At 61.2% G+C, this 23,214-nt stretch carries 18 protein-coding genes and 3 pseudogenes; 16 read left to right on the top strand and 5 right to left on the bottom strand.

What is annotated here, in order from left to right:
* The first annotated feature begins 72 nt into the window (after positions 1-72).
* The 3 genes from ccoS to X733_RS151740 all read left to right on the top strand — a co-directional run bounded on the left by ccoS (position 73) and on the right by X733_RS151740 (position 4,006).
* The gene (gene ccoS / locus X733_RS1000000171450) at positions 73-204 is read left to right on the top strand and encodes a cbb3-type cytochrome oxidase assembly protein CcoS (protein WP_081740647.1); all 132 of its coding nucleotides are present in this window, start codon (positions 73-75) and stop codon (positions 202-204) included.
* A gap of 416 nt (positions 205-620) precedes the next feature.
* On the top strand, positions 621-1,802 hold the full coding sequence (gene ubiM, locus X733_RS151735) for a 5-demethoxyubiquinol-8 5-hydroxylase UbiM (RefSeq protein ID WP_023746201.1): 1,182 nt from the start codon (positions 621-623) through the stop codon (positions 1,800-1,802).
* Between the two features lie 293 nt (positions 1,803-2,095).
* The gene (locus X733_RS151740; protein ID WP_023746202.1) at positions 2,096-4,006 is read left to right on the top strand and encodes a bifunctional diguanylate cyclase/phosphodiesterase; all 1,911 of its coding nucleotides are present in this window, start codon (positions 2,096-2,098) and stop codon (positions 4,004-4,006) included.
* A 94-nt stretch (positions 4,007-4,100) separates the two neighbouring features.
* On the opposite strand, the gene X733_RS151745 is transcribed toward X733_RS151740, so the two are convergent.
* A complete protein-coding gene (locus tag X733_RS151745; RefSeq protein WP_081731646.1) occupies positions 4,101-4,382 on the bottom strand; it encodes a DUF2285 domain-containing protein in 282 nt (93 codons plus the stop codon).
* Between the two features lie 104 nt (positions 4,383-4,486).
* Here X733_RS151745 and X733_RS1000000168030 point away from each other — a divergent pair, with 104 nt between their 5' ends.
* The 11 genes and pseudogenes from X733_RS1000000168030 to X733_RS1000000171445 all read left to right on the top strand — a co-directional run.
* A complete protein-coding gene (locus tag X733_RS1000000168030) occupies positions 4,487-4,720 on the top strand; it encodes a helix-turn-helix transcriptional regulator (RefSeq protein ID WP_023708050.1) in 234 nt (77 codons plus the stop codon).
* Between the two features lie 539 nt (positions 4,721-5,259).
* On the top strand, positions 5,260-6,222 hold the full coding sequence (locus X733_RS151750; RefSeq protein WP_023697813.1) for a zincin-like metallopeptidase domain-containing protein: 963 nt from the start codon (positions 5,260-5,262) through the stop codon (positions 6,220-6,222).
* A 246-nt stretch (positions 6,223-6,468) separates the two neighbouring features.
* A pseudogene (locus X733_RS01000000166220) lies at positions 6,469-6,889 on the top strand (DUF2958 domain-containing protein).
* Between the two features lie 211 nt (positions 6,890-7,100).
* The gene (locus tag X733_RS1000000170790) at positions 7,101-7,928 is read left to right on the top strand and encodes a hypothetical protein (RefSeq protein WP_023697816.1); all 828 of its coding nucleotides are present in this window, start codon (positions 7,101-7,103) and stop codon (positions 7,926-7,928) included.
* Positions 7,929-9,034: 1,106 nt separating this feature from the next.
* Positions 9,035-9,358: a DUF736 domain-containing protein gene (locus X733_RS151760; protein ID WP_023672372.1), complete on the top strand. Its 324-nt coding sequence runs from the start codon at positions 9,035-9,037 to the stop codon at positions 9,356-9,358.
* A gap of 170 nt (positions 9,359-9,528) precedes the next feature.
* On the top strand, positions 9,529-9,798 hold the full coding sequence (locus X733_RS151765) for a helix-turn-helix domain-containing protein (RefSeq protein ID WP_023672373.1): 270 nt from the start codon (positions 9,529-9,531) through the stop codon (positions 9,796-9,798).
* The gene (locus X733_RS151770) at positions 9,795-10,343 is read left to right on the top strand and encodes a S26 family signal peptidase (protein ID WP_023697819.1); all 549 of its coding nucleotides are present in this window, start codon (positions 9,795-9,797) and stop codon (positions 10,341-10,343) included. Before X733_RS151765 ends, X733_RS151770 begins: the two co-directional genes overlap by 4 nt.
* Positions 10,331-11,017: a lytic transglycosylase domain-containing protein gene (locus X733_RS151775; protein ID WP_023704126.1), complete on the top strand. Its 687-nt coding sequence runs from the start codon at positions 10,331-10,333 to the stop codon at positions 11,015-11,017. Before X733_RS151770 ends, X733_RS151775 begins: the two co-directional genes overlap by 13 nt.
* A gap of 186 nt (positions 11,018-11,203) precedes the next feature.
* Positions 11,204-13,171 carry a relaxase/mobilization nuclease RlxS gene (gene rlxS, locus X733_RS151780; protein WP_023818734.1) on the top strand — a complete coding sequence of 656 codons (1,968 nt, stop codon included), beginning with the start codon at positions 11,204-11,206 and terminating at the stop codon, positions 13,169-13,171.
* 828 nt (positions 13,172-13,999) lie between these two features.
* Positions 14,000-14,113, top strand: a pseudogene (locus X733_RS1000000170785) (SMC-Scp complex subunit ScpB); the annotation flags it as partial.
* Between the two features lie 346 nt (positions 14,114-14,459).
* A pseudogene (locus tag X733_RS1000000171445) lies at positions 14,460-14,854 on the top strand (nodulation factor fucose acetyltransferase NolL); the annotation flags it as partial.
* Positions 14,855-15,262: 408 nt separating this feature from the next.
* Here X733_RS1000000171445 and X733_RS151790 read toward each other — a convergent pair.
* Together X733_RS151790 and X733_RS151795 are read right to left on the bottom strand one after the other, a co-directional pair.
* A complete protein-coding gene (locus X733_RS151790) occupies positions 15,263-16,909 on the bottom strand; it encodes an MFS transporter (protein ID WP_023704122.1) in 1,647 nt (548 codons plus the stop codon).
* A 548-nt stretch (positions 16,910-17,457) separates the two neighbouring features.
* Entirely contained in the window at positions 17,458-18,537 is a 1,080-nt protein-coding gene (locus tag X733_RS151795; RefSeq protein ID WP_245261060.1) for an aminotransferase class I/II-fold pyridoxal phosphate-dependent enzyme, read from the bottom strand.
* Positions 18,538-18,550: 13 nt separating this feature from the next.
* Between X733_RS151795 and X733_RS151800 the strand changes: the two genes are divergently transcribed.
* The gene (locus X733_RS151800; protein ID WP_245274422.1) at positions 18,551-19,336 is read left to right on the top strand and encodes an XRE family transcriptional regulator; all 786 of its coding nucleotides are present in this window, start codon (positions 18,551-18,553) and stop codon (positions 19,334-19,336) included.
* A 49-nt stretch (positions 19,337-19,385) separates the two neighbouring features.
* A complete protein-coding gene (locus X733_RS151805) occupies positions 19,386-20,024 on the top strand; it encodes an FMN-binding negative transcriptional regulator (RefSeq protein ID WP_023672382.1) in 639 nt (212 codons plus the stop codon).
* 51 nt (positions 20,025-20,075) lie between these two features.
* On the opposite strand, the gene X733_RS151810 is transcribed toward X733_RS151805, so the two are convergent.
* Entirely contained in the window at positions 20,076-20,342 is a 267-nt protein-coding gene (locus X733_RS151810; protein ID WP_155924197.1) for a hypothetical protein, read from the bottom strand.
* 325 nt (positions 20,343-20,667) lie between these two features.
* A complete protein-coding gene (locus tag X733_RS151815; protein ID WP_023708043.1) occupies positions 20,668-22,731 on the bottom strand; it encodes a carbamoyltransferase in 2,064 nt (687 codons plus the stop codon).
* Between the last annotated feature and the right edge of the window lie 483 nt (positions 22,732-23,214).

Below are 23,214 nucleotides of genomic sequence, written 5' to 3'. Positions count from 1 at the left end.
GTTCCTTCGGCGTCTAGCGACCGTCATGGGCGGAGAGTACGCTGTCGGCAGCAAGATGCCCGTCCTGACGGAATGCGATGGCCGCTGCCTGTTTTGGTGGGGCTTGGACCGGCGCTTCCTGTGGATCTGAAGAGCGGCCAATACGAAGATCTCGACGGCTCCGCCCAGCGGATCCTTATCGATCGGGAAGAGCCGCGAGGCTGAACCGGTTGGCGGCGCCCAACGACTGTGCGGATGCTGGTCGTCAGTCGACCGAGTCTTTGCTGGATTGCCTCGTCATGATGATATCGGCGCGCGTGCGAAGAACGGATCAGCCACAATACGTTGCCGAACCTTTGGCCAGTAGGGGCACGCGATTGGGAAGCCGACCATTCAGAATGCCTAGACATGCAAACGTTTTCACGGCAATCGACCACTCGACCGTGAACCCGCCGTTGCCGGGTTATCGAGCCTGGTTGATCCAGATCAGCGTTATCTCTTCGTCGGCGTGGTTTCATTGACCAGGCTTCCAACGGAGAACGCATGTCTATCGACGATGGGGAGATGAGCGGCAAACCGTGGGTGATTGCGATGCTTCAAGAGCGCTTCGTATCGCAGATAGCCGCTATGGCGGCACGCTGATGGCCGGCTCTGTCGACACATTCGACATCATTGTCGTCGGAGCTGGGCCGGTCGGACTTGCCTTCGCAGCATCGCTCGCCCTGAGCCGACTCAAGGTGGCAGTGGTTGAACGGCAGTCGATCGACAGCCTGGCGAATCCGGCTTTCGACGGTCGCGAGATCGCGCTGACGCACGCATCGGTGAGAATCCTTCGCGAGCTCGGCGCCTGGGACGCCATGCCCGCATCTGACAAATCACCGCTTCATGGCGCGCGCGTGCTCAACGGATCGAGCCCTTTCGCCCTGTGCTTCGATACTCGCAGCGGATCTGGGGAACCACTCGGATTTCTGGTCCCAAATTGTCGGATCCGCGATGCCCTGTTCAAAATTGTCTACTTCCAGGATCATGCCCGGCTGCTGTGCGGCAACTCGGTCGTGAATGCAACAACCAGCGACGACGAGGCGGTCATAACGCTTTCTGATGGCAGGCAATTGGCCGCTCGGCTGCTCGTAGCAGCGGATTCGCGTTTGTCCGCGATGCGCGACCTGCTCGGCATTGGCGCCAACATCCATCCGCTTGGCCACTCCATGCTGATTTGCCGAGTGAGGCACGAGCGCTTCCATCACCAGATCGCGGTCGAATGGTTCGACCACCATCAGACCATAGCGATGTTGCCGCTCATGGAAGGCGTGTCGTCGCTGCTTCTGACTTTGCGCTCAATCGAGGCCGATAGACTGTCTGTTCTCGATGACGAATTGTTCCTCATGGAATTGATGAACCGGTGTCGAGGACGCCTCGGGCAGATGACCCTGGCAAGCACCCGCCATGCCTATCCGCTGGTCACGACCTGGGCGCACAAGTTCTCGGCACCGAGTGCGGCACTTATAGGAGACGCTGCCATCGGCATGCACCCGGTGACCGCGCATGGCTTCAACATCGGCCTCAGCGGCCAGAAGCAACTCGCTCATAAAATACTGACAGCATGTCGCGCCCGCCGCGACATTGCCGATCCCGACATGCTCGGCAGATACGAAAGCCGGCTGCGGCTGTCGGCGGCGCCGCTCTATCATGCCACCAACATGCTTGTCGGTCTTTACTCAAGCGAGCACCCGGCGGCACGGCTTGCAAGACATGCTGGGCTCCGCTTTGCCCAACATCTTCCCTTTGTCCGCCATGGCATTTCGGCCATGCTCAGGCGGTGAATCGCACAGAGCGCTACCGCTCTGGAGCGCTGTCTCGGCGCGGCTTCTTTGTCTTGCTGGCTCGCAGCGTCGCGGGCAAGGCTGCTTCCTGGTGACGTTGCCGATCATGGCATGATTCGGATCAAGGCACGCGCGCGGGCGAAACCTTGATGATTCGGCAATGCTAAGCCAAAGGTGTGACCCGAAGCATGGTGAGCGCACTGGTTACCCTCGCTGGGTAGTTAACCCGTCCTTCAGTGGGCTTGCATAGGTTTGGTCCTCGCGAACAATGACGGAAGCAAGCTGCTCCATTCATGGCACCCCTAAAGAAAGAAGAATCGCTGGAGGCCAAAATCCGTCAGGATCAGCTTGCTGACCTGAGGGCCGGGCTCTTCGTGTCGATGCCGATAAGCGCGATCCTGTCAGGCCTGATTTGCGGGGTGCAGGCCCTTTCTGGCGGCGGCTTTGCCGCTGCAAGCTGGTTCCTGGTCGTCAATGCGCTAAATGCCGCCCGGCTTGCACTCGCCCGTTTTCAGCTAAAGGAAACGGGGCGCCATCAGGATTTGCTTGGCGTTTTGCCGCGCCTTCGCATGTTTGGCGTCCTTGCCCTTCTGGCAGGGTTTGCCTGGTCCTTCCCGGCCGTGCTGACTGTTGGATACACAACACCTCAAGCACCGATGCATCTGGTCATACTGGCGGGCATTTCAGCTGGTGCGGTTACATATGGCAGTTCGTATGCCGCGGCGGCGACCAGCTTCATCACACCTCCACTCCTCATCACGGTGGCGTGCCTTTTGGCGAAAGGCAATTTTGAACGCTACATTCTGGCTTTCACCGTTCTGCTCTTCATGGGCGGCTTGGTCCGAGCTTCGTTTGTTGGGCAGGCGCGCTTCCGCGAAGCAAGCCGCCTGAGACATGAGGCAGAGCGACTTGCGTCGGAAATGGAGCGCAACTCCAGGGAGGACCATTTGACCGCCCTTCTCAACAGGCGGGGCCTTGAACACGCCATCGGTCGGTTCAAGACCGCGGATGGCCCCTTCGTGGCAATGCTGATTGATCTGGACGGCTTTAAATCTGTCAACGACACCTACGGTCACAGGACCGGTGATGAACTGCTTGTCATGATCGCCCGCCGCATAGAGCAGGAAGCACCGGAAGGCTCAACGCTAGCTCGTATCGGCGGCGATGAATTCGTGCTGGTTTTTCCCTCAACGAGAGCTTCGCTTTCTGCCAGTGATCTCGCCTCCAATATCATAGCCAAAATTGCTCGCCCCTATGTCGGGGTCGCGTCCGTGCGCGTCGGGGCATCGATAGGGATATACTTGGCGCAGACGTCGAGCCTGACTGAAATGCTGTTGCGGGCCGATATCGCCCTTTATACGGCCAAGCGCCATGGCAGGAACGAATTTTGCCTGTTCGATGCCGAACTCGACCGGGAACTCCAACGCCGCCAGTCCATCGAACGGGACCTTCATTCGGCGATAAAGACGGGAAGATTGCAACCTTGGTTCCAGCCGATCGTGAAACTCGACACCGAGGCCGTGGTCGGTTTTGAAGCCTTGCTGAGATGGTCCCATCCGACACATGGTGCCATCTCTCCACCCGAAATCATCACAGCCGCACGCGAAACCGGAATGCTTCAGCTGCTGACGCAAACCGTATTCGCCGACTGTTGTGCTTTTATCGACGGCTTGGTGAAAGCTGACTGTCGTAACATTCGTGTGGCGATGAATGTTTCCCCGCGCGAACTGGAAGCCGGCGATATCGACGACATGGTTCTGGATGGTCTGGCCGCAAGAGGCCTGCCTGCGACGATGTTCGAAATCGAGATTACCGAAGAATCGCCGGTGGATCCGGACAGAGTGGATGAAAAGCTCGGACGGCTTTCGCATGCCGGTATTTCCATCGCGCTCGACGACTTCGGCACCGGCTTTTCTACCTTGGCATCTCTCAAGGACCGTCGGATACGCAAGGTGAAAATAGACCAAGGCTTCATTCGCGGCTTGGCCAAGTCCCGAGAGGACCGACTGCTTGTCAAATCCGTCATCGAACTCGGTGACATGCTCGGGATCGAGGTCATGGCCGAGGGCGTCGAAACAGAGGCGGATCGGCAAACCCTGCACAAGCTTGGTTGCCGAACCGCCCAAGGCTTCCTCTTCTCCAAGGCTGTGCCTTTGATGCAAGCACTGGAAATGGCAGTCAAACAGTACGCGAACCAGTTGTGACCGCTCCCGCAGCGCCCGCTGTCGCGGCCGTGCGCTGCCGAATTTGGCTACAGAGACTTGCCTACTCGAAACACGTGGCATTGGGCGCTGTGCATCAGCCGGCGAACAGTTCCTTGTAGCCGGTCGTCACCATCCAGTTCGCACGGTCGATATGGCTGCGAAGAGCTTTGCGGGCGCGGACCGGGTCAATGGACGGGTCGATGCCGAGGATGCGCTCGGCCATCTCCTTTTCGCTGGCATTCTCGGCGCAGGCATCCAGGATCCGCAGGTAGATCGTGAAATGCTCCCTGTCGTAGCTCGTGAGGTTCTCCGACCAGGGGACTTCATCGCTCAAACTTGAGCTTCGAGTCTCATCTGTTCCCATTGGTCCATTCATGCCTGCGAACCTCGCCTGTGAGCGCAGGCAGTATATCCCAAAATGGGATAATCCGAAACCGGGATTAGTCGCTGATCCGGTCTTTACCCGACCGGTTCGCCTCCATGCCCAAATCCCTTCGATCGCCCCGCCACCAGCGGTTCCTGGCCCGGCTGGTTTTGCTGCGCAAGGCCAAAGGCCTGACCCAGAAGCAGCTGGCTGACAAGCTTGGTCGTCCCCAATCCTTCGTGGCCAAGTACGAGGGCGCAGAGCGGCGTCTCGATGTCATCGAGTTTCTCGACATAACTGCGGCCCTTGACGCTGATCCGTGCGAGATTCTCTCCAGCCTCCGGTCCTAGCGGGCGCGCCGCATCTATCATGATCACGGACAGGAATATTGAGTGGGACAACGCCTCAATTTGTTGAAAGGCGAGCGCTGGTTTTCGGAGGAAGCCGCGCGCACGGCGCCGATGCCTTTTGGTTCTCGACGTAACTGCGGCGCCTGACCATGTGCGAAAAAACTTGGCGGGCGCCCGCGCGCCTGACGACGCGCACCAGGTGCTCGTGAACCGAGCCCGCTTTTCTTCGGCAAGCTCAGGCGGTCTCGGCCATTCGGCTTCGCCCCTTGGCGTGGGCAGCCCTTCGGGCTGTGACGGCCGCCGCCCTTGCGGGCGGCGCGGTTTGTCTGTTGGCCTTTCCCGGTGGCGCGGGGCGGGCGGCACTCCCTTCTAGACCCGCCGCGGCAGCCCGCAACCCTTCGCGTGCCGCTCAGGGTCCTCCTCTTCGTTCCGGTCCTTCGGATGCGGTCCGCCTACCACGGCGGGCCTTTCCGGTCGCGACTCGCCGCCCACCCCGCTTCCGGGGAAAGGCGCGGCGATTGGCGAGCGGAGGATAACACATGCGTGCAAACAGCAAGCGTACCACCAGCGGAGAGGCTGGCGCAGGCAAGGGCAGGCGCCCAGGCGCAAGCCTCTATCAGGAGATCACCGACCGCATCATTGCCGAGCTGGAGCGCGGCACCGTGCCATGGGTCAAGCCATGGGGCAGCGCAAAAGCAGGCCTCGGCCTGCCGAGGAATGCGTCCACGGGGCGCACCTATTCCGGCATCAATATCCTCATCCTGTGGGGCGCCGTCATCGAGCGCAGCTATCCCAGCCAGAATTGGCTGACCTTCCGGCAGGCGCTTGCCCTGGGCGGCAATGTCAGGAAGGGCGAGCGCGGCACGACGATCGTGCATGCCGACCGCTTTGTCCCAAAGAACGAGAAGGAGCGCGCACGCCACGAGGGCGATGCACCACAGGCCGTGCCTTTTCTGAAGCGCTTTACCGTCTTCAATGTCGCGCAATGCGACAATCTTCCGGAACACCTCCATGCCCCTGCCGAGCCGCTGCCACAGTGCGAGATCGTGCCGCAGGCCGAGACGCTCATTCTCGCCAGCGGTGCGGATTTCAGGGTCGGCGGCGATCGCGCTTTCTACATGCCGTGCAGCGACCACATTCAGGTGCCGCCGCAGCCAGCGTTCCATCAGCAGATCGACTATTACCGGACCTGCTTTCACGAGCTAGGCCACTGGACCGGCCACCCGACGCGGCTTGCTCGCGACCTCTCCGGCTCGTTCGGCTCCAAGGCCTACGCGCGTGAAGAATTGGTCGCCGAAATCACTGCCGCCTTCGTCTGCAGCAATCTCGGCATCGAGCCGACCGTGCGTCACGCCGATTACATCGGCTCATGGCTGAAGGTGCTGCGCGAGGACAACCGCGCTATATTCCGTGCCGCCAGCCTAGCTTCGAAGGCCGCTGATTTCCTGTTTGGCCTTCCGGCCGATGCGGAAGGCGAGGCGCAAGAAGGGATTGCGGCATGACGATGCGCATCCTCAACTGACCGCGACCGAGCCGACGCCGCAAAGGAGCAGACGCTCATTTCCGGCGTCCAGCCGATCACCACGCGGGCAAACCCTCCTGATGGACGCGCCGATGTGTCCGCGCGCGGCGCAAAGCTGCTCAAGGTCGGTCTCTAATGGGGAGGCGGATCAGAGGAAGGTCCGGTGAACCTTTCTCCCGCCGGACGCAAGAAGTCAACGCGACCCGTTCTGACAAGGAGTCTTTCCATGATCCTGATCACCAATCCACTGCGCGCACGACTGCTCGCCCATGGCGCCGCCGGCGCCGACATCGACCATTTTCCCGTTGTGAAACTGTTTGATCCGACAGGTGCCCCGACCTCGCTTCTGAGCGAACTCGACGCCGATGGCGACACGCTGTTCGGTCTTTGCGATCTCGGCTTCGGCTTCCCCGAACTTGGCAGCGTCAGTCTGGCCGAGCTTGCATCCGTAAAAGGGCCGCTTGGCCTCGGCATAGAGCGCGACCTGCATTTCCAGGCGCGCTTTCCGATCTCCGTCCATGCCGAAGCCGCCCGCATTTTGCGGCCACGTCACCGAGGCCGAGCGACTGCTGCGGCAGGCAGCAGACGCCCTATCAAAGCCCCATTCCGAGCTTCCGCCCGACACGGCGGAACAGCAGCGCCGATAGGCGCAAAAACCGTCCCGCCGCGTCGGCCTTCGGCCTCCGCGGCGGGGACAACCCGGCAGGCGGCGCTATTTCGCCGCGAAATCGCTTGCCGACGAGCGCGGTGAAGGCGATCCCTTGCCCTGCGCCATCATGGAGGACGGTGACGACGCCGATGCGCTCGAAGCTTCCTGATCGAAAACCTCGCCCGCCTCGATCCTGACGAAGTATGGCAATGGGAGACGTTTCGCGGCTTGTCAGGCAAGGCCGCACCGTTCTCGACATCGCTGTGACCTTCGGCATCACTGATCTCAAGGTCAAACGCATTCTGGCGCTTGGCGACCTCTTGCCCAAAATCCGCGAAGCCTATCGGCGCGAGGAGATCGACACCGAGCCGGTGCGCCATCTCACAATGTCTTCCAAGGCGCAGCAGAAGGACTGGCTGGCACTCTGTGCCGATCCCGATCAATACGCGCCGCGTGGCTATCAATTGAAGCAATGGCTGTTCGGCGGCCAGTCGATTTCCACCAAGGTGGCACTGTTTGCCATCGAGGAGTATCCCGGCCTGATCACCTCGGACCTGTTCGGCGAGGACAGCTATTTCGCCGATGCCGACCTGTTCTGGCAAAAGCAGAACGAAGCGATTGCCACCAAACGCGACACCTATCTCAACGAGGGCTGGAGCGAGGTTGTGCGCTGGAACCGGGCCAGTATTTCCACGCATGGGACCACGAGAAGACCCCGAAGAAGAAGGGCGGCAAGATCGTCATCACTGTCTCGCATCGCGGCGAGGTCGAGTGTCACGAGGGCTGGCTGTCACGCAAGGAAGCCCGCCGCGCCCGCGAGGGCGGCGAGCAAGAAGAAACAGCCGCCAAGCTGCCGCGCCCCGAAGTCACCGGCCCGATGCACAACTATATCGATCTGCATCGCCATGCCGCCGTGCGCGCGGCCATGCTCGACCATCCCGCCGTGGCGCTGCGCCTCGTGGTGGCGCACGCCATCACCGGTTCGGGCCTGTGGCAGGTGCGGCCTGAGCCGCAGCGCGCAGCCAACGAGACGGTGACTGCCAGCCTTGCCGGCTGCAAGGCTGAAGCCGCATTCGGCAAAAAGCGGCGCGAGGTATTGGCCCTGCTCGGATCACCGGATGAGGATAGCTTGGTCGCCGGCGGCAATGGCGACGCCGTTGCTATCGCCGGCGTGTTCGCGCGCCTCTTGGCGCTCTGCGACGACGATGTCATGCGCGTTCTCACCCTTGTCATGGCCGAGACGCTTGCAGCCGGCAGCGCCGTCGTCGAGGCGCTCGGCAACCACCTGAACGTCGACATGGGCATATGGTGGCAACCGGACGATGCCTTCTTCGACCTCTTGCGCGACAAGGAAATCGCCAATTCGATGCTGGCCGACGTCGGCGGCAAGCTGGTCGCGGACGGCAATGTCGCCGAGAAGGTCAAGACGCAAAAGAACATCATCCGCGACTTCCTAGCGGGCGAGAATGGCCGCCCCTGGGTCGAGACCTGGCTGCCGCGCTGGATGAAATTCCCGGCCGAAAGCTACACCAGCCGCAGCGGCTCCGCACCGCCGATCAGTGGACACAAGTGCAGCCGCTGTTCGTGCGCGAATAGTCGATCAGGGCCCGAGCGGCGGTTCTCTCGATTACCGCCGCTCAGGTCGCGCGCGCCGCTACGGGCCACGCCGGCTGCCGATTGGGCGTCTTGTCGAGCCAGTGCCGCGCGCGAGAAATTCCGACGCCAGTTCGCCCCATTTCGGCAGCCCCGCACCGCGCCGGGTTGCTTGCTGAGGCGCCAAAGGCCCATGTGGCCAATTGTCCGATCCGGTTGCCGACAGAGCCCGCGCAGCCGGCGCTCTGCATTGCGGCCGGCTTCTTGTGTCACCGATCGCGCCACCTGTCTCCATTGTGTCTCGGGGACCATTCCCTGCGGCTGGCTTGTCGACCTATGGGCGGATCAGGCCCGCCCGAAACCCTCGCCGGCAGCTTTTTTCCCCGCCGCCTGCGGCGGCTTCCTCGCGCCGCTTCGCTTCAAAAAAGGCTGCCCGCGCGGGTCCTCCGCTATCGCTGCGGCCGTCCCGGTTCCGGCGGTCCGGACGCGCCCATCACGGTCCGCCATCGCAGGGGAATGGTCCCTTGCGAGCACCAAGAGGAGACTGGAAATGACCGCGATCGGATACGTCACCAAACAGGAAAACGGCGGCTACAAGGGCCAGCTCAAGACGCTCAGCGTCCGCGCCGACATCGATATCGTGCCCAATCAGGCAAAGAGCGCCGACACCCATCCCGACTTCCGGGTGCTGACGCAAGGGGTCGAAGTGGGTGCGGGCTGGATCCGCACCGGCGAGACCTCCGGCAAGGACTATGTGAGCCTGTCGATTGCCGCCCCCGAGTTTGGCCCCCGCAAGCTCTACGCCAATCTCGGCCGCGCCGCCGGCCAGGATGACGACGACACTTACGCCATCATCTGGAACCCGGTCGACTAACCGGCCGATCCGGAAAGCCCCGCGCCGCCCCAGCGCGGGGTCCTCTCTCAGGACCCGTGAGGCCGCCGAAGGGGGCGGCGAAAACTCGCCCCCCACTCTTCGCCCGTCCCCAAAACGATCTCGCTCGCCGATCCTCGCCTTGGCTTGTCCGTAGCGAAACGAGGATCATCATGGACGACGAAAACGAACGCGCAGCCCGCGCCAAGAAGGGCAGTCCGTTTCTCAATACCGCGCAGGCGGCCTTCTATATCGGGCTGTCCCAGCGCACGCTGGAGAAGATGCGCCTCAAAGGCGGCGGCCCGCAATTCCGCAAGCACGGCCGCTATGTCCGCTATCACATCGACGAACTCGACGATTGGTCGAAGGGGCACGCGCAGGAGACCGGGCCCGAGGACGGCGGGCACGATTCCGGCTCGGCCGGCGAGGGAGGCCGCTCATGAGCCGGCGTCCCACCATCCATCTGATCGGCAGCCATCTGCGGCGCATTCGGGCGCGCAAGACGATCGCCATGGCCACGATGGGCCTTGCCCTGATCGGCTTCGCCGCCTTCGGCAAACCATCGCCCTGGCTGGTCTGGAACGCCTCGGCGAGTGCGCCGGTCGGCCTCTATCGCGTCGCGTCCGGATCGCCGGCTCTTGGTGATCTCGTACTCGTCCGCCCGCCAAAACCGGTCGTCTATCTGGCCGCCGAACGCTTCTATCTGCCCAGCAACGTGCCGCTGGTCAAGCACCTTGCCGCGCTGGCTGGCGAGCATGTCTGCGCCTTCGGCGACGCCATCATCATCGGCGGCGAGATTGTCGCGCGCCGGCTTGCAACCGACACGCAGCACCGTCCGCTGCCTTGGTGGAATGCCTGCCGAAAGCTCGCCGCTGCCGAGGTTTTCCTACTCGGCAGCGACAAAAATCGCTCGTTCGACAGCCGCTATTTCGGGCCGGTGCCGACCGAAAATATCATCGGGAGGCTCGTGCCGCTATGGACCGAGTGACCCTCCTGATGCTGGGCATGGTGTCTCTCGCACCATGCTCCTGTTCCGCGGCGACCAACACGAAGCCGGTCGTCATCTCCCATAGTCCGCAGCTTGCAAGATGGCAGCCCTTCGTAGCCGAAGCAAGCCGGCGTTTCAGCATTCCACAGACTTGGATTTATGCCGTCATGGATGCCGAAAGCCGGGGGCAGACAAGGCTCAATGGACGGCCGGTCACGTCGAGCGCCGGTGCCATTGGCCTGATGCAGGTGATGCCAGGCACCTACGAGGAGTTGCGCGCAGAGCTTGGCCTGGGAGCCGCCCCGCACGACCCTCGCGACAACATTCTGGCAGGCACTGCCTATCTGCGCGCCATGTATGACCGCTTCGGATTTCCAGGCCTGTTTGCAGCCTATAACGCCGGGCCGGAGCGCTACGAACAGCATTTGCAGCGTGGGCGGCCACTGCCCAGCGAGACGGTTTCGTATCTGGAAGAGGTCAAGGCGGCGGGCATTTCGGCCGCCGATATGGACGCGCTCACCGACAAATCCCGTTCCAAAAGCGCGCCGGGAATCCCTTCCGGGCAGTCGCTGTTTTTCCTCCGAAACGGTGTTTCCGTGACCGGCCCGAATGGCCACCTCCTGGTGCCGCTCGGATCGGAGCGAGCAAGGTCAGGCCGGCCGGATCGCAGGTGAGGGCAGCGGCTACCGCGGTTCGGGCGGGGGGCAGGGAGGCAGGTCCGCGGAAGGCAAGATAAAGGCATCGCCTCCTGAGGCGGCGAAGTGTTTGTCTGCACATCGTTTTCCCGGGAGGTTGCCTGCGGGTCCAGGAGGGTCTGGCGCGCAAGCCTCTGATTTTGCTGCTGGTTCATCGGAGGCCGCATGCAGGATGACGAATTCACGCCGAGGCTCGGCAAAATTGGCTCGCGCGGCTCGAAGGCGGGCAAACGCTACGCTGGCCAGGTCCAGGCCGCGGTCAACCGAGCAGGCGGCAGGAGCGGACGCGGCAGCCGCTTCATCGGAAGCCGGGTGGGGCGCGGCGGGGCTGCTGCCGCCGTTCTTAGAGCACGCGACCGCCACGCGGCGTTTCGGCAGCGGCGCGCAGTCGTCAAGGCACGCATCGTCAAGCTGGCCGGCAAGGGAGTCGACGGAGCTCGTGCGCACCTCCGCTACCTCCAGCGCGACGGCGTCACCCGGGAAGGCGAGCGTGGCGAGCTCTACGCTGCCGACAAAGACCACGCGGACGGCAGGGCCTTTCTCGATCGCGCGAACGGTGACCGTCATCAGTTCCGCTTCATCGTCGCCCCTGAAGACGGTATCGAGTATGATGACCTGAAGCTGCTCACCCGGCGCCTCATGGCGCAAATGGAAGAAGACCTCGGCACCAGGCTAGACTGGGTGGCCGTCGACCATTTCAACACCGGCCATCCTCACACCCACATCATCGTGCGCGGCAGGGACGATCACGGCGAAAACCTCGTCATCGCGCGGGACTACATCTCCTCTGGCCTGCGCGAGCGCGCAGCCGAACTGGTTAGCCTCGACCTTGGCCCGCGCACCGACCGCGAGATCGAGCAGCGCTTGCGCCAGGAGATGGAGCAGGAACGCTTCACCAGCATCGACCGGCAGCTGATGCGCATGCGCGACGAGGGGCATGTCTCACCAGCCAGCCGAGACACCTTTCGCCAGACGCTGCACCAGAGCCGCCTGCGCAAGCTCGAGCGGATGGGCCTCGCCGAGGAGATGCCTTCGGGTCGCTGGCGCCTGGAGGATGATCTCGAAGCCACGCTAAGCCGCATCGGCGAGCGCGGCGACATTGTCAAGACCATCCATCGCGAGCTGACCGGCAAGGGGCTCGTCCGCAGTGCCGCCGACTATCTTATCCACGATCGATCCGACGGGTCGGCCCAAACCGTGGTCGGACGTGTCGTCGGGCGCGGGCTGGCCGACGAAATCACTGACCGCCATTACCTCGTCGTCGACGGCGTGGACGGCAAAAGCCACTATTTTGATATCGGCAAAGGCGAGGCCACCCAACCGACACCAGAAGGCTGCATAGTGCGGATCAGGCCGAGGGACACCGGGCCAAGAAAAGTCGACCGCACAATTGCCGGCATCGCCACGGTCAACGACGGGCGCTACAGCATCGATATCCATCTCAAGCATGACCCCTCGGCCACCGAACGCTTTGCCGAAACGCACGTGCGGCGACTGGAGGCGATCCGCCGTGCGACCGGTGGCGTCGAGCGCGAGCCGGACGGCACATGGACAGTCGCGCCCGACCATCTCAACCGCGTCGCGGATTACGAGCGTCAACGAGCGAGGGCCCAGCCTGTTGTCGTCGACAAGCTCTCATCAATGCCGCTGGAGAGCCAAGTAGGCTTTGACGGCGCCACCTGGATCGACCAGGAGCTGATATCAGCCCACCCTGAGTCCTTGCGCGACTCTGGCTTCGGTCGAGAAGTACGTCAGGTCCAGGCCCGCCGACAGCAGTGGCTGATCGCGCAAGGTCTTGCCCATGATGCGCAGGATCGGGTCATCTATCGCGCCAACATGCTTTCAATGCTGCGCCAACGAGAGCTGAACCGTGTTGCCAGTCAGCTCTCGGACGAACTCGGGCTCTCGTATTCTGAAGCGCAGCATGGCAATCGAATAGACGGTACGCTGCGCCGCTGCGTCGAGCTCGCCGGCGGAAAATACGCTGTCATCGAGAAATCGCGCGAGTTCACGCTGGTGCCCTGGCGGCCGGTGCTTGAGCATCATATCGGCAAGGAGGTGTCTGGCGTGGTGCGCGCCGAGGGGATTTCCTGGACGATCGGACGGCAGAGGAGCGGGCCTGGCGTTTCGTGAACTGGCTACAATTTATTTGTTCACGTTGAAACAGGTACTCAGCCCAGACGGAGTTCCTCCGCCTGCTGCTTGCTCGCAGCATTCATTTGGCGGAGAGTCAGTGTTCTGCATTTTGTAGTTCGCTCTGTCAAAAGCGCTGGGAATATGCATCATGTTCTGCGTTGACACGGAAGCCGGGCCGACAGGTGCCGCCCTGTGGTTGCGGATCGGCTCCCGATGGCTGCCAGCTAGAAAGGTGGGCTGACTCGTGATAGCGCAAGGGGCTATGGCGGCCGCGGTACGGCGAAGCGAGCTCTGGCATCGAGGATGAAGCCGCACTTCCCGATCTTATTCTACTCGCAGGACCGGCAGACGCGGCGGTCGCCCCTGCGGGTGCTGTTGGCCCTGGCGTGAACTGGCAGTCCGTCCCGCGGGGACTTTGTAACGGAGAAAAGTCGCTGCGATGGCCCGGGTGACGATGCGGTCAGCGACCATGCCAGACGAGATCGGCAGCTTTCTGCCGCGGCACGGCGCCGGAGCCATCAGGCCGCCGCGACATCGGGTCTGGCGCACCTTCGGATGTTGGCTGGCCGCGGTTTACTTCGAGCAGCGCCGGGTGGGTCATGCGGTGCCGCTACTGGGCACCGAGGCAGCTTTGGGCATGAGACCCGTTCAATCGCGCCGGCCACGTCGGTCATCGCGACATCTGGAGTCGAGGCCAGGTCAGACCGGGAAAAAAACCTGCTCGTCGCGCGGGAGCCCCGGGTTGCGCCGTCGATCCTTCCGCCCAACTCAGCGCCGCGCGACCAGCAATAGCCCCTTGCCCCGAAACTGACGCCAAGCCGACGGACCCGCTCTGCGCATACCGATGCCGTCCGCGCCGTCGTCGGCGGAAACCAGCGAGCCGTGGACCTCACACAATCTGAGCCGCTGGTGACGATGTGCATCGCCTACTTCCATCCGCACTCCTATCGACGAACTCGCCCGCTGCCCGCGGTGATGCGAACCCGTGGATGAATATTTCGCCGAAGCCGCAGTGGGGGCTCAGCCTCGACGATTTTTTTGCCTTGCCCCGGCGGGCGGCGCAACCGAGCATCGAGACAAAAAACGGGAAAGGGAGGGCACCAGCCCGTTAGAGCCGTGGCCATGATGATGTGGGGACGATCTCCTGGAAGAAATGTGGAGATCGACGCTCTCCTGACGCGCTCATCGAAGATTTTAGGCCGCGCCGACGTGGCTGCTTGAGCGATAACACTCACTCCGGAGGCCCCAGTGCGGCTCCTTGGCCAAGCTGCTCGGCACGCCGTGAGTGTGCTTTCTTGTTTGGGGAAGGGAGACTTACGTCTACAACAATCTCGTTTCGATCTACGATGGAGAGTCGGCGAGACAAGTGTTGCTGATGTTCATTGGCTCCGTAGCAACTTCTGCAGTCACAATGCAGCTTATGTTCCTATGCTGGAGAGTTGGCCATTCAACTCGCGTAGCTCGCTTTGTTGCGGTGGAGCTTGGTCAGAGCACACTGCTGCTTTACCTGCTTCAGGGCGCCGTGTTTCGCTTCATGGATCTAATAGGGTTCGGAGAGCTTTGGGATCTCCCGAGCAGAATCGGGTTCGCCACTTTGCTTGGTGCCGCGATCGTTGTCTCCGCTTGACAATTCGCAGGATTGCGCGTGACCACGGATGGTTGTCGCGCGGCTACGCTTAATATGTGACGACGCTTGCGCCTTGTAGGCAATTGTTGCGGCCGCCCACGGCCGACATGAACGTGCTTGGCCGCACGTTTTCTAAGTGAGGCGGAAAGAGGCGCGCGACCCCTCTCCCCAGCAACCCGCCTTGCGGATTCCTCCTCTGCCCGCTTCGCAGACGGGGATACCCTCCGCCCCCTTGCTATTCGTTGCCCGCCGCTATGCAAAGGACGGGCGACCTGAATCCGTGCTCAAGCCGATCTGGCGGCAGAGGGGGGGCGGGCTGAACATGGGACCCGTGATTGACATAATTGCCGCGCGAATTCTCATGGTCGCCTAACCGGCCGGAACGATTTGCAATCCGGGAAGGCTCGACAAATCAAGGAGTAGCTCGTTCCGTGTCCAAGCCCAGACAAGTCTTGGTTATCTCACGGGCGCGATACAAAAGGCACAGGCTGGACTTGGCTGCCGGGGGCGGGGCTTGTCGACCGCTCGATTGAAAGTGAGATGCGAGGCGGAGAATCACCCATGTGCAGAGCGGCAAGGCGCTCGCCTACCTCCCTGTCATTCACCGTCAGCCGATGGTTTAGACGAAGATAGTCCGTCCATGTCGGCGTGCGGAATGTCTCGGTCCAAAGCGTCGACTTCTGAAGGTCGCGCTGGAGGGTCCAGTCCCGCGCACCGGCGCGGCTCTGAACGCGCCGCCTTTCGCGCATGCAGCTCAGAAATTCATCGATACTCTCCTCGGGTATCGAGTACTCCACCTTGATCACGATCGGACCGCTCCTGGGTTTCAAAGGGAGGGCCAGTTCTGGTGGCCTGAAGTCGACGGCCGCTTGATCCGATTCCTCCCATAGCCGCACTGGCAATAGCTTTCCCACAGCCGCGACCAGCAACAGTGCCGCTGCAGCACCTTCCAAAGCCCACGTCAGCGAATAGTACTGCGCGACAGCACCCCAGATCCAGCTGCCCGCTGCCATGCCGCCGTAGGTCAGGGCGTAATAGATGGACAGGGTCCGACCAACGACCCACCTTGGGCTTGCCAACTGCACACACACGTCGGTTCCGGTCCAGGTGACAACCCAGCCAGCGCCACCGATTGCAAGCGCGATCGCCGCCACAGCCACCGACGATGTGAGGGCCATCAAAAGGCAACACGTTGCGCAAGCAACGGATGCGAGCGTGATCAATCGGTTCTGGGACGTAATGCGTCTCAAGTAGCTGCTGCCAATGCCGGCTATGAAGGCGCCTGTGCCGAAGCCAGCCAATAGCACCCCGTAAACAATTGGCCCTCCCGCCAGCTGGTCGCGAACCAGGAGGGGGAGCAGAGCAAGGATCGAGATGCTTGACAGCCCGAATAGGGTTGCACGCACAATCGCCACTCTGATCTCTGAGGATATTGCCGTGAATCGCATGCCATCATGAATGGCCGTAGTCATCCGCTCGCGCGGAAGAGGCGAAAAGCGAACTTGCCACTTTGAGCGCAGAACAGCGCTCAACGGGACCAAGTCACTCAGCGCAGCGAGGGCGAAAGCCGTAAGGGGGCCTAGCAAAGCTAAGATTACACCGCCCAGCGCCGGTCCTATGCTCCGAACCACGTTGTAGCCCACCGACATCAGCGTCACTGCGGCGGGTATGTCGCGCTTTTCCAGGATATCGCCTACCGACGCGTGCCATGCTGGATCGTTCAAGGCAAAGCCGCATCCGGCCAAGAAACTCAGTCCCAGGATCAGCCATGGACTAACAAAGCCCAGTCCCACAGCGAGTGCCAGCGCCGTGGATGCCAGTGCGATAAGGCAGTGTCCGGCAAGCATCACGCCGCGGCGGCTGAAGCTGTCTGCAATGGCTCCAGCAAGGATCGACAAGAAGAACGCGGGCAGTGTCGATGCAGCCTGTACGAGCGCAACCATTAGATCGGAGGCTGAAATCGTCGCCATGAGCCAGCTTATAGCCACGCTCTGCACCAGCCAGCCAAGGCTGGATATCTGCGTGGCTGTCCAGATAGAACGAAAGACCGGGTTGTGAAGAGGGATCAGTGTGTTTGCCGCAAAGCGCGGAGGATCTTGACGCCGCATCACTTCTCTCCTCCACTGGGTGTCGTTCGTCCGCTCATTTGCTTACAGCGGTGCGCTCTGTGCACAGACTGCGTCACAACGAAGTTCCGAAATCGCGCTCGCAACAAGGACAATGTGACATCCATGGTGCTGATGCGCCTTGAGGTACCAACCTGGCCGTTAGCTGATGGGTCCCGCGGCCCGCTGGGTGCGGTCAGTTCTGCCCTGCGACTCTTGGCTTTGGACGGTGCTAGCGCCCCGATGGCCGGCTTGTCAAACTGCCGTAGTGCCAGCACATCCATCCCATCTGTTGACCGCGATCTCCGACGAGGTCGAGCAGCAGTAGGTCAACGGCAAATCTGGGTATTTCCGCTATCCGGTCGAGCGCGTGGCCATCGTCCGGAAACCCGAAGACGTTCATCACCCAGGCGACCACCACGCCCGAGACAATGCGACACGGCGGTAGCGGTTCACCAGAGGACGTGCGTTCTACTCAGCAGGAACATTGTTCTGCCGATCGTCGGCTGCGCCAGCCGTCACGTAAAGCGGCGCCAGAGTTCTTGCACCCGTCATTGGACTCCCGCTTTGCAGGTTTCGCCTAGGGCCTGCATCAGGTCATCTATAATGTCCTGAGGATGTTCAAGCCCTACAGAAATTCGCAGCAATCCGCCTGGCGCTTTGGACTTCGCACCTTCAACGGATGCGCGATGCTCTATCAGAGAATGCGTGCCGCCAAGGCTTGTCGCCCGGACAACAATCTTCAGGCGGCCGGCCACGGCCATTGCAGCATCGGCTCCGCCCTCGACGATAAAGGATAGCATCGCTCCATAATGGCTCATTTGCCGCGTAGCAAGATCGTGTCCCGGATCAGTTTGCAAACCAGGAAAGAGCACTTTTTCGACGCGCGGATGAGACGCCAGGGCCTCGGCCACTTTCTGGGCGCCTTCGCAATGGGCGCGCATGCGGACCGGCAATGTCTGCAGGCCCCGCAACGCCAGCCAACAGTCGAAGGGCGCTGCGACGCTGCCCTTGTGTTTCTGGACCATCCGCAATGGGCGACCGAGGGGTGACGCGTTTGGGACAATGACGACACCGGCCATCAAATCCGAGTGGCCGCCAATGTACTTTGTCGCCGAGTGCATCACCGCGTCTGCCCCGATTTCGAGTGGCAGTTGAAGCACTGGGGTGGCCCACGTATTGTCCACCACCGCCAAGGCGTCTGCCTCGTGCGCGATTGCGCAGATGGCCGCAATGTCGACAACGCGGATCATCGGGTTTGACGGCGTCTCGACCCAGACGAGGCCAGTCCGCTTCGATGTCACCGCGGCGCGCAAAGCGTCCAAATCGCGCATGTCGACGGGGGCAAAGTCGAAGCGAGACCCAATGTCGGTCTCTTCGATCAGCGAACGAATGCCGAAATACATGTCATCCGGCAGAACGATCCGACCCGCCGACGGATGGCTCTCGAAAACTGCAGCGATTGCGGCCATGCCCGAAGCGAAGGCGATGCCGTCTCCCCCTCCCTCAAGCGTCGCCATGGCCGCCTCGAACGCATTGCGTGTCGGATTTCCATCCCTTGTGTATTCGAAGCCGGACGGAAATGACCCGTTGGCGCCTCGTTCGAACGTCGTGCTGGTGTGCAGCGGCATGGATACGGCCCCCGTGGACGCGTCGACACCTCGGCCGCAGTGGATCGCCTTCGTCTCAAAACGCATCGGTTATTCCTTCCTAACGGGCAGTTGCAATTTCGTGCCGGTCATTATACTGACCGCAATACGTGAGCCGAGGACCCAAGTCAATATAATGACCAATGTTACGGAAGCGTTTGATGCCGAGCAAGCGCTTGGGCAAGCGATAGCAGCCCGGATCCGAGACTTGAGGCGTGACCAAAGCCTGACCCTGGATCGCCTGGCTAAACTAAGTGGCCTATCGAAGGGAACCGTGGTCGCGCTGGAGCAGGGTAGGGCGAACCCCAGTATCGGCATACTGTGTCGGCTGGCGGCGGCGTTTTCGCTCTCGGTGGCCGATTTGTTGAACGAGCACCCTTCCACGGTGCGCCTTCCCATCGAGCGGACAGAGACCAGGAGGCTTTGGACGAGCGCCAAGGGAAGCTCTGCGCAACTGCATTCGTCGACCTCGGGACGCACGATGTTCGAACTGTGGAGCTGGGTCATGATGCCGGGCGATGTGTTTTCCGCGGACGCTCATAGTCCGGATACGCGCGAGCTGATCTCGGTCAGTCAGGGTGCCCTGAGCGTTGTGGTAGGTACCCACGTGGAAATTTTAAGCGAAGGCGAGAGTGCGCGGCTTGTCACTGACCAACCTCACTCATATGCGGCGGCATCTGATGTGCCCGCCCACTTCACGATGGCGGTGCTTGAGCGTGGTGGATACCGAAATCCGGGGCACTCGTCGACGGCAGCGAAGATTCAGGGGCACGTTCCGTAAGGCCCCGCCGATTACTAACAACCGCACATTCGCGACAGGAGATAAACCGTTGTACGTTCCGCCTCATTTTGCCGTCCCTGATCAGAACGCCCTGTTTGACCTTATCGAGAGACACCCGCTGGGTATCCTCGTCACCCAAAGCAAAGGCACGCTGGACGCGAACCACCTCCCTTTCGAGCTTGACCGCTCGAAGGGAGACAAGGGCGTTCTCAATTGCCATGTCGCTCGCAAGAACCCAGTCTGGGAGGAAGTCGCCAATGGCGATGAGGTTCTCGTAATCTTCCGTGAGGCCGACGCTTACATCTCGCCGAACTGGTATCCGAGCAAGCATGAATTCCACAAGCAGGTGCCGACCTGGAACTATCTCGTCGTCCATGCCCACGGACGCATCACTGTCCGGGATGATGAGCGGTATGTGCGCCGCAACGTGGCGAAGCTCACTCACATGCAAGAAGCCTCGCAGCCGGTCCCATGGAAGATGGGCGACGCGCCGAAGGACTTCATCGACACGATGGTCAGGGCAATCGTCGCCCTGGAGATCGAGATCACCGGCCTGGTTGGAAAATCAAAACTCAGCCAGAACAAAGAGTTGCGCGACATTCAGAACCCTGGCGAAATGCTGCGTGCCCAAGGGGCCATTGCGATGGGAGAAGCGATGCTCGCGGCTGCGGCGGTCAAATCCCAATAGCATGTGTCTTGTCCCGACAAAGCCGCTGGTGCCGGCTTCCCGACGGGTCACCTAGTCCGCCTTGACGCACGGCAATAGCGTTTGACGGCCTGAAGCGACGCTGTGGTCACCCTTGTGATGCTTTTCCACGCGCCTGGTCAGGCAAAAGGATTGCTCCGTCGTGAGGACAGGCGGGAGTTTGCAGGTTGCGGTGGGCGGGTTCGTTTCCGGCGCCTGCGCCCCGTCGTATGCCGCGAGTTGAGGAATGCGATCGAGGGCGATGTGCAGGATGCGCTGCGGGAACGTCGTCGGCTGGCACAGACGCACTTCCGATTTCACCTCGACCACCCGCGCAACGGTTTTGAATGAGGCGCAAACGCACGCGTGTCGAATTGGGCGATTTCCCTTGGGCGCCGAGCTCGACCATGCGCGATGATGCGCTCGACGCAGCTCCAGCTGGCGGCGCCTTCAACGAACTCCTTGAACCTGCAGACCTTGCCCGAAAGCACTTCTCTTACGGGATATGATTGGCTTTGTCGCCGAAGCGACTGATGGAGATGTTGGTGGGCGCCGCCGCGTAGGCGACGACCCCGTAATCACAGCGGGAGCTCGCAGGCGGGGTCGACAAACACCCTTGATTGGCCGAGCTTGAGGTGCATCTCTATCAGGCTGATTGCTTATTGGGCTGGTCCAGCGTTTGATCGGACCCATGATCCATCCGACCAGCTTGTGAGGGATGCAACCGAACCAGGCGCTGCTCCCACAGTCTTCGCAGGCCCTCCATTAGAGCTGCATGCCTGGCCTGATCCGGCTCAATCATATTGAGGTGATCTCGCAACACGGCTTCGCCCTCGATCCGCATCAGTAGATTAAACAAGTCGTTTGAAATTCGCACACTGTCAATGCTGGAGTGGTTCGGAATAATCTCGCAGACAGTCTCCTGATGATCTCGCGCTGTGTAAGCACGGGTTTGATGGAGGGAGACTGAGGGAGGCAATGAAATCGCAAGCGCAGTCCAATCCTGCAGCGTTGCAGCCCGTTTTTTTACCAGGAAGGGCCCGACCACAAGTCCATCCAGCTCTGTCGTCAAAAATGTGGCAATCGCGTCTGCAACCGTATCCACGATCGGTTCAGCATTGTTGTTAAAGGACGTATTGAGCAGAATTGGAGTGCCTGTCCGCTTCTTGAAGGCATTGATGACCTCCCAGTAAGCTGGGTTGGCATCGCGCGATACTGTTTGCAGCCGAGCCGTACCGTCGACGTGCGTAATGGCACCCAACAAGGCGCGCTTTGAGTCACGCACGCGAACGACGAAATTCATGAATGGAAATTCGTGCTTACCGTCCGGGAGGTCGAAAAATTCGCTCGCATCCTCTTCCAGCACAGATGGTGCGAAAGGCCTATAGCCTTCGCGCTTCTTGACCATGGCATTGATCCGGTCCTTGTTTGCAGCGGGCCGAGGGTCGGCAAGAATGCTGCGGTTGCCCAGCGCACGTGGCCCAAACTCCGAACGACCCTGCACCCAGCCGATCACGGCGCCGTTGGTGATCCAGTGGGCTGCACTGCTCGCTACGTCATAAGAGCGTTCAACCTCGAGATGTCCGGACCATGCATTCAGTTCCTGTTCCACGGCGCGGTCGCTCCCGAGATCAGGACCCCAATAGACCTCCTGCAGTCGCTCACGCGGCGCGGGGCGGCCCATCTCGTTAGAGACTATCAGCGCAGCTCCCAATGCGCAGCCAGCGTCGTGAGACGCGGGTTGCACGAAGATGTCTTCGAAAAGCCCTGAATACAGCAGCTTGCCGTTCATCGTGCAGTTGTGGGCTACCCCTCCCGCCAGACACAACCGCTTCATGCCGGTGGCCTCACGGTGGTGCCGGAGAATGTGGAACACGATCCGCTCAAGCGCTTCCTGCAGTGACGCACTCACATCTCGATGCTGCTGGGTGAAAGGCATTCCCTTTCGCCTGATCTCGATGTTGCGGAGCAACGCCGGACCGATGCGGTCGAGGTGAACACGGTAGCCACCGTTGGCGGAGAGCTCGTACAACTGCTCGAAGAGCTCGCGATAGGGAGCGGGGTCGCCATAGGGCGCGAGTCCCATTACCTTATACTCGTCGAACATGCCGTAGCCGAGACAGCGGATCGTCTCGAGATAAAACAGCCCAAGAGAATTGTCCTCCGGGAAAGCCTCGATTTGCGTAATTTCTGTGCCAGACCCTACCGCCACAAGGCCCGACAGGAAATCACCACAGCCATCAATCGCTAGAATGAGACTTTGTTCGAAGCCCGACATTGCAAAGGCGCTCACGGCGTGCGCCTGATGATGACCTACGAATGAAATACGCGAACTGTCCAACTTAGTGCCGAACTCACGCGCTAACAGGTTCTGCACCAACATTTTAGCATCCAACGGAGTGGAGAGAATGTCCGGTTGGGAAGCGGACATACCTTCAAGCATGGCGTTGGCATAGGGCTCGCTGGCGTAGACCGCGACACGATCAATGTCGCTGAGCTGAACCCCGGCCGTCGAGAGACAGTATTGAATCGAACCACTTGGCAGCTTGTTCGAGTGCTTGATTCGATTGAGGCGTTCCTCTTCTACGGCGGCTATCACCTTTCCGTCTCGGACGAGCACCGCGGCGCCATCGTGCATAAAGGCGTTCGGACGCTCGAATCGGTTTTCATGGACTTGGTCAAGTCCGCCGCTGATTCCTAGACACAGCATTTCTTTCTCCAAATAGTAACGGGAAGCCAAATTGGCTTACCTCGACTGTTCCAACTAAATAGGCCGTGTTGTCGCCTGCAGCTGCGACCGCCCGTCAGGCATCAGCGGCATCGAAGAAAGCCCCATAAACGATCAATGAGATGCTTCGACTGTGACGCCTACAGTGCCATCACGCCGAGAGCTTGGCTGGATCATCCAATCCTGAGCGGCTGCTGACATGTATCCGGCGATGTTGTTTTCATCGGCAGAACCAACTTGCGATGCCGCCTGTTCTTGGGAAGGGCGGCCGTCGACGAATAACAGTACCGCCCCCGTGAACTGGCCCGATTTCATTCTCCGAAGCGACCATGGTCGCACCGCGCGACATTGTCGGCCAGTTGCAACTCACTTTCTCGGCACGACCTCCACTGCACGTCAGGGCGCATCGAAGATTTTCTCCTTTGGATTATACCTAAGGCAGCTTTCGTCACGCGTTAGAGCAGC

The sequence above is a fragment of the Mesorhizobium sp. L2C066B000 genome (assembly GCF_000502335.1).
GTDB lineage: Bacteria > Pseudomonadota > Alphaproteobacteria > Rhizobiales > Rhizobiaceae > Mesorhizobium.
This window is presented reverse-complemented; position numbering and strand designations above follow the sequence as displayed.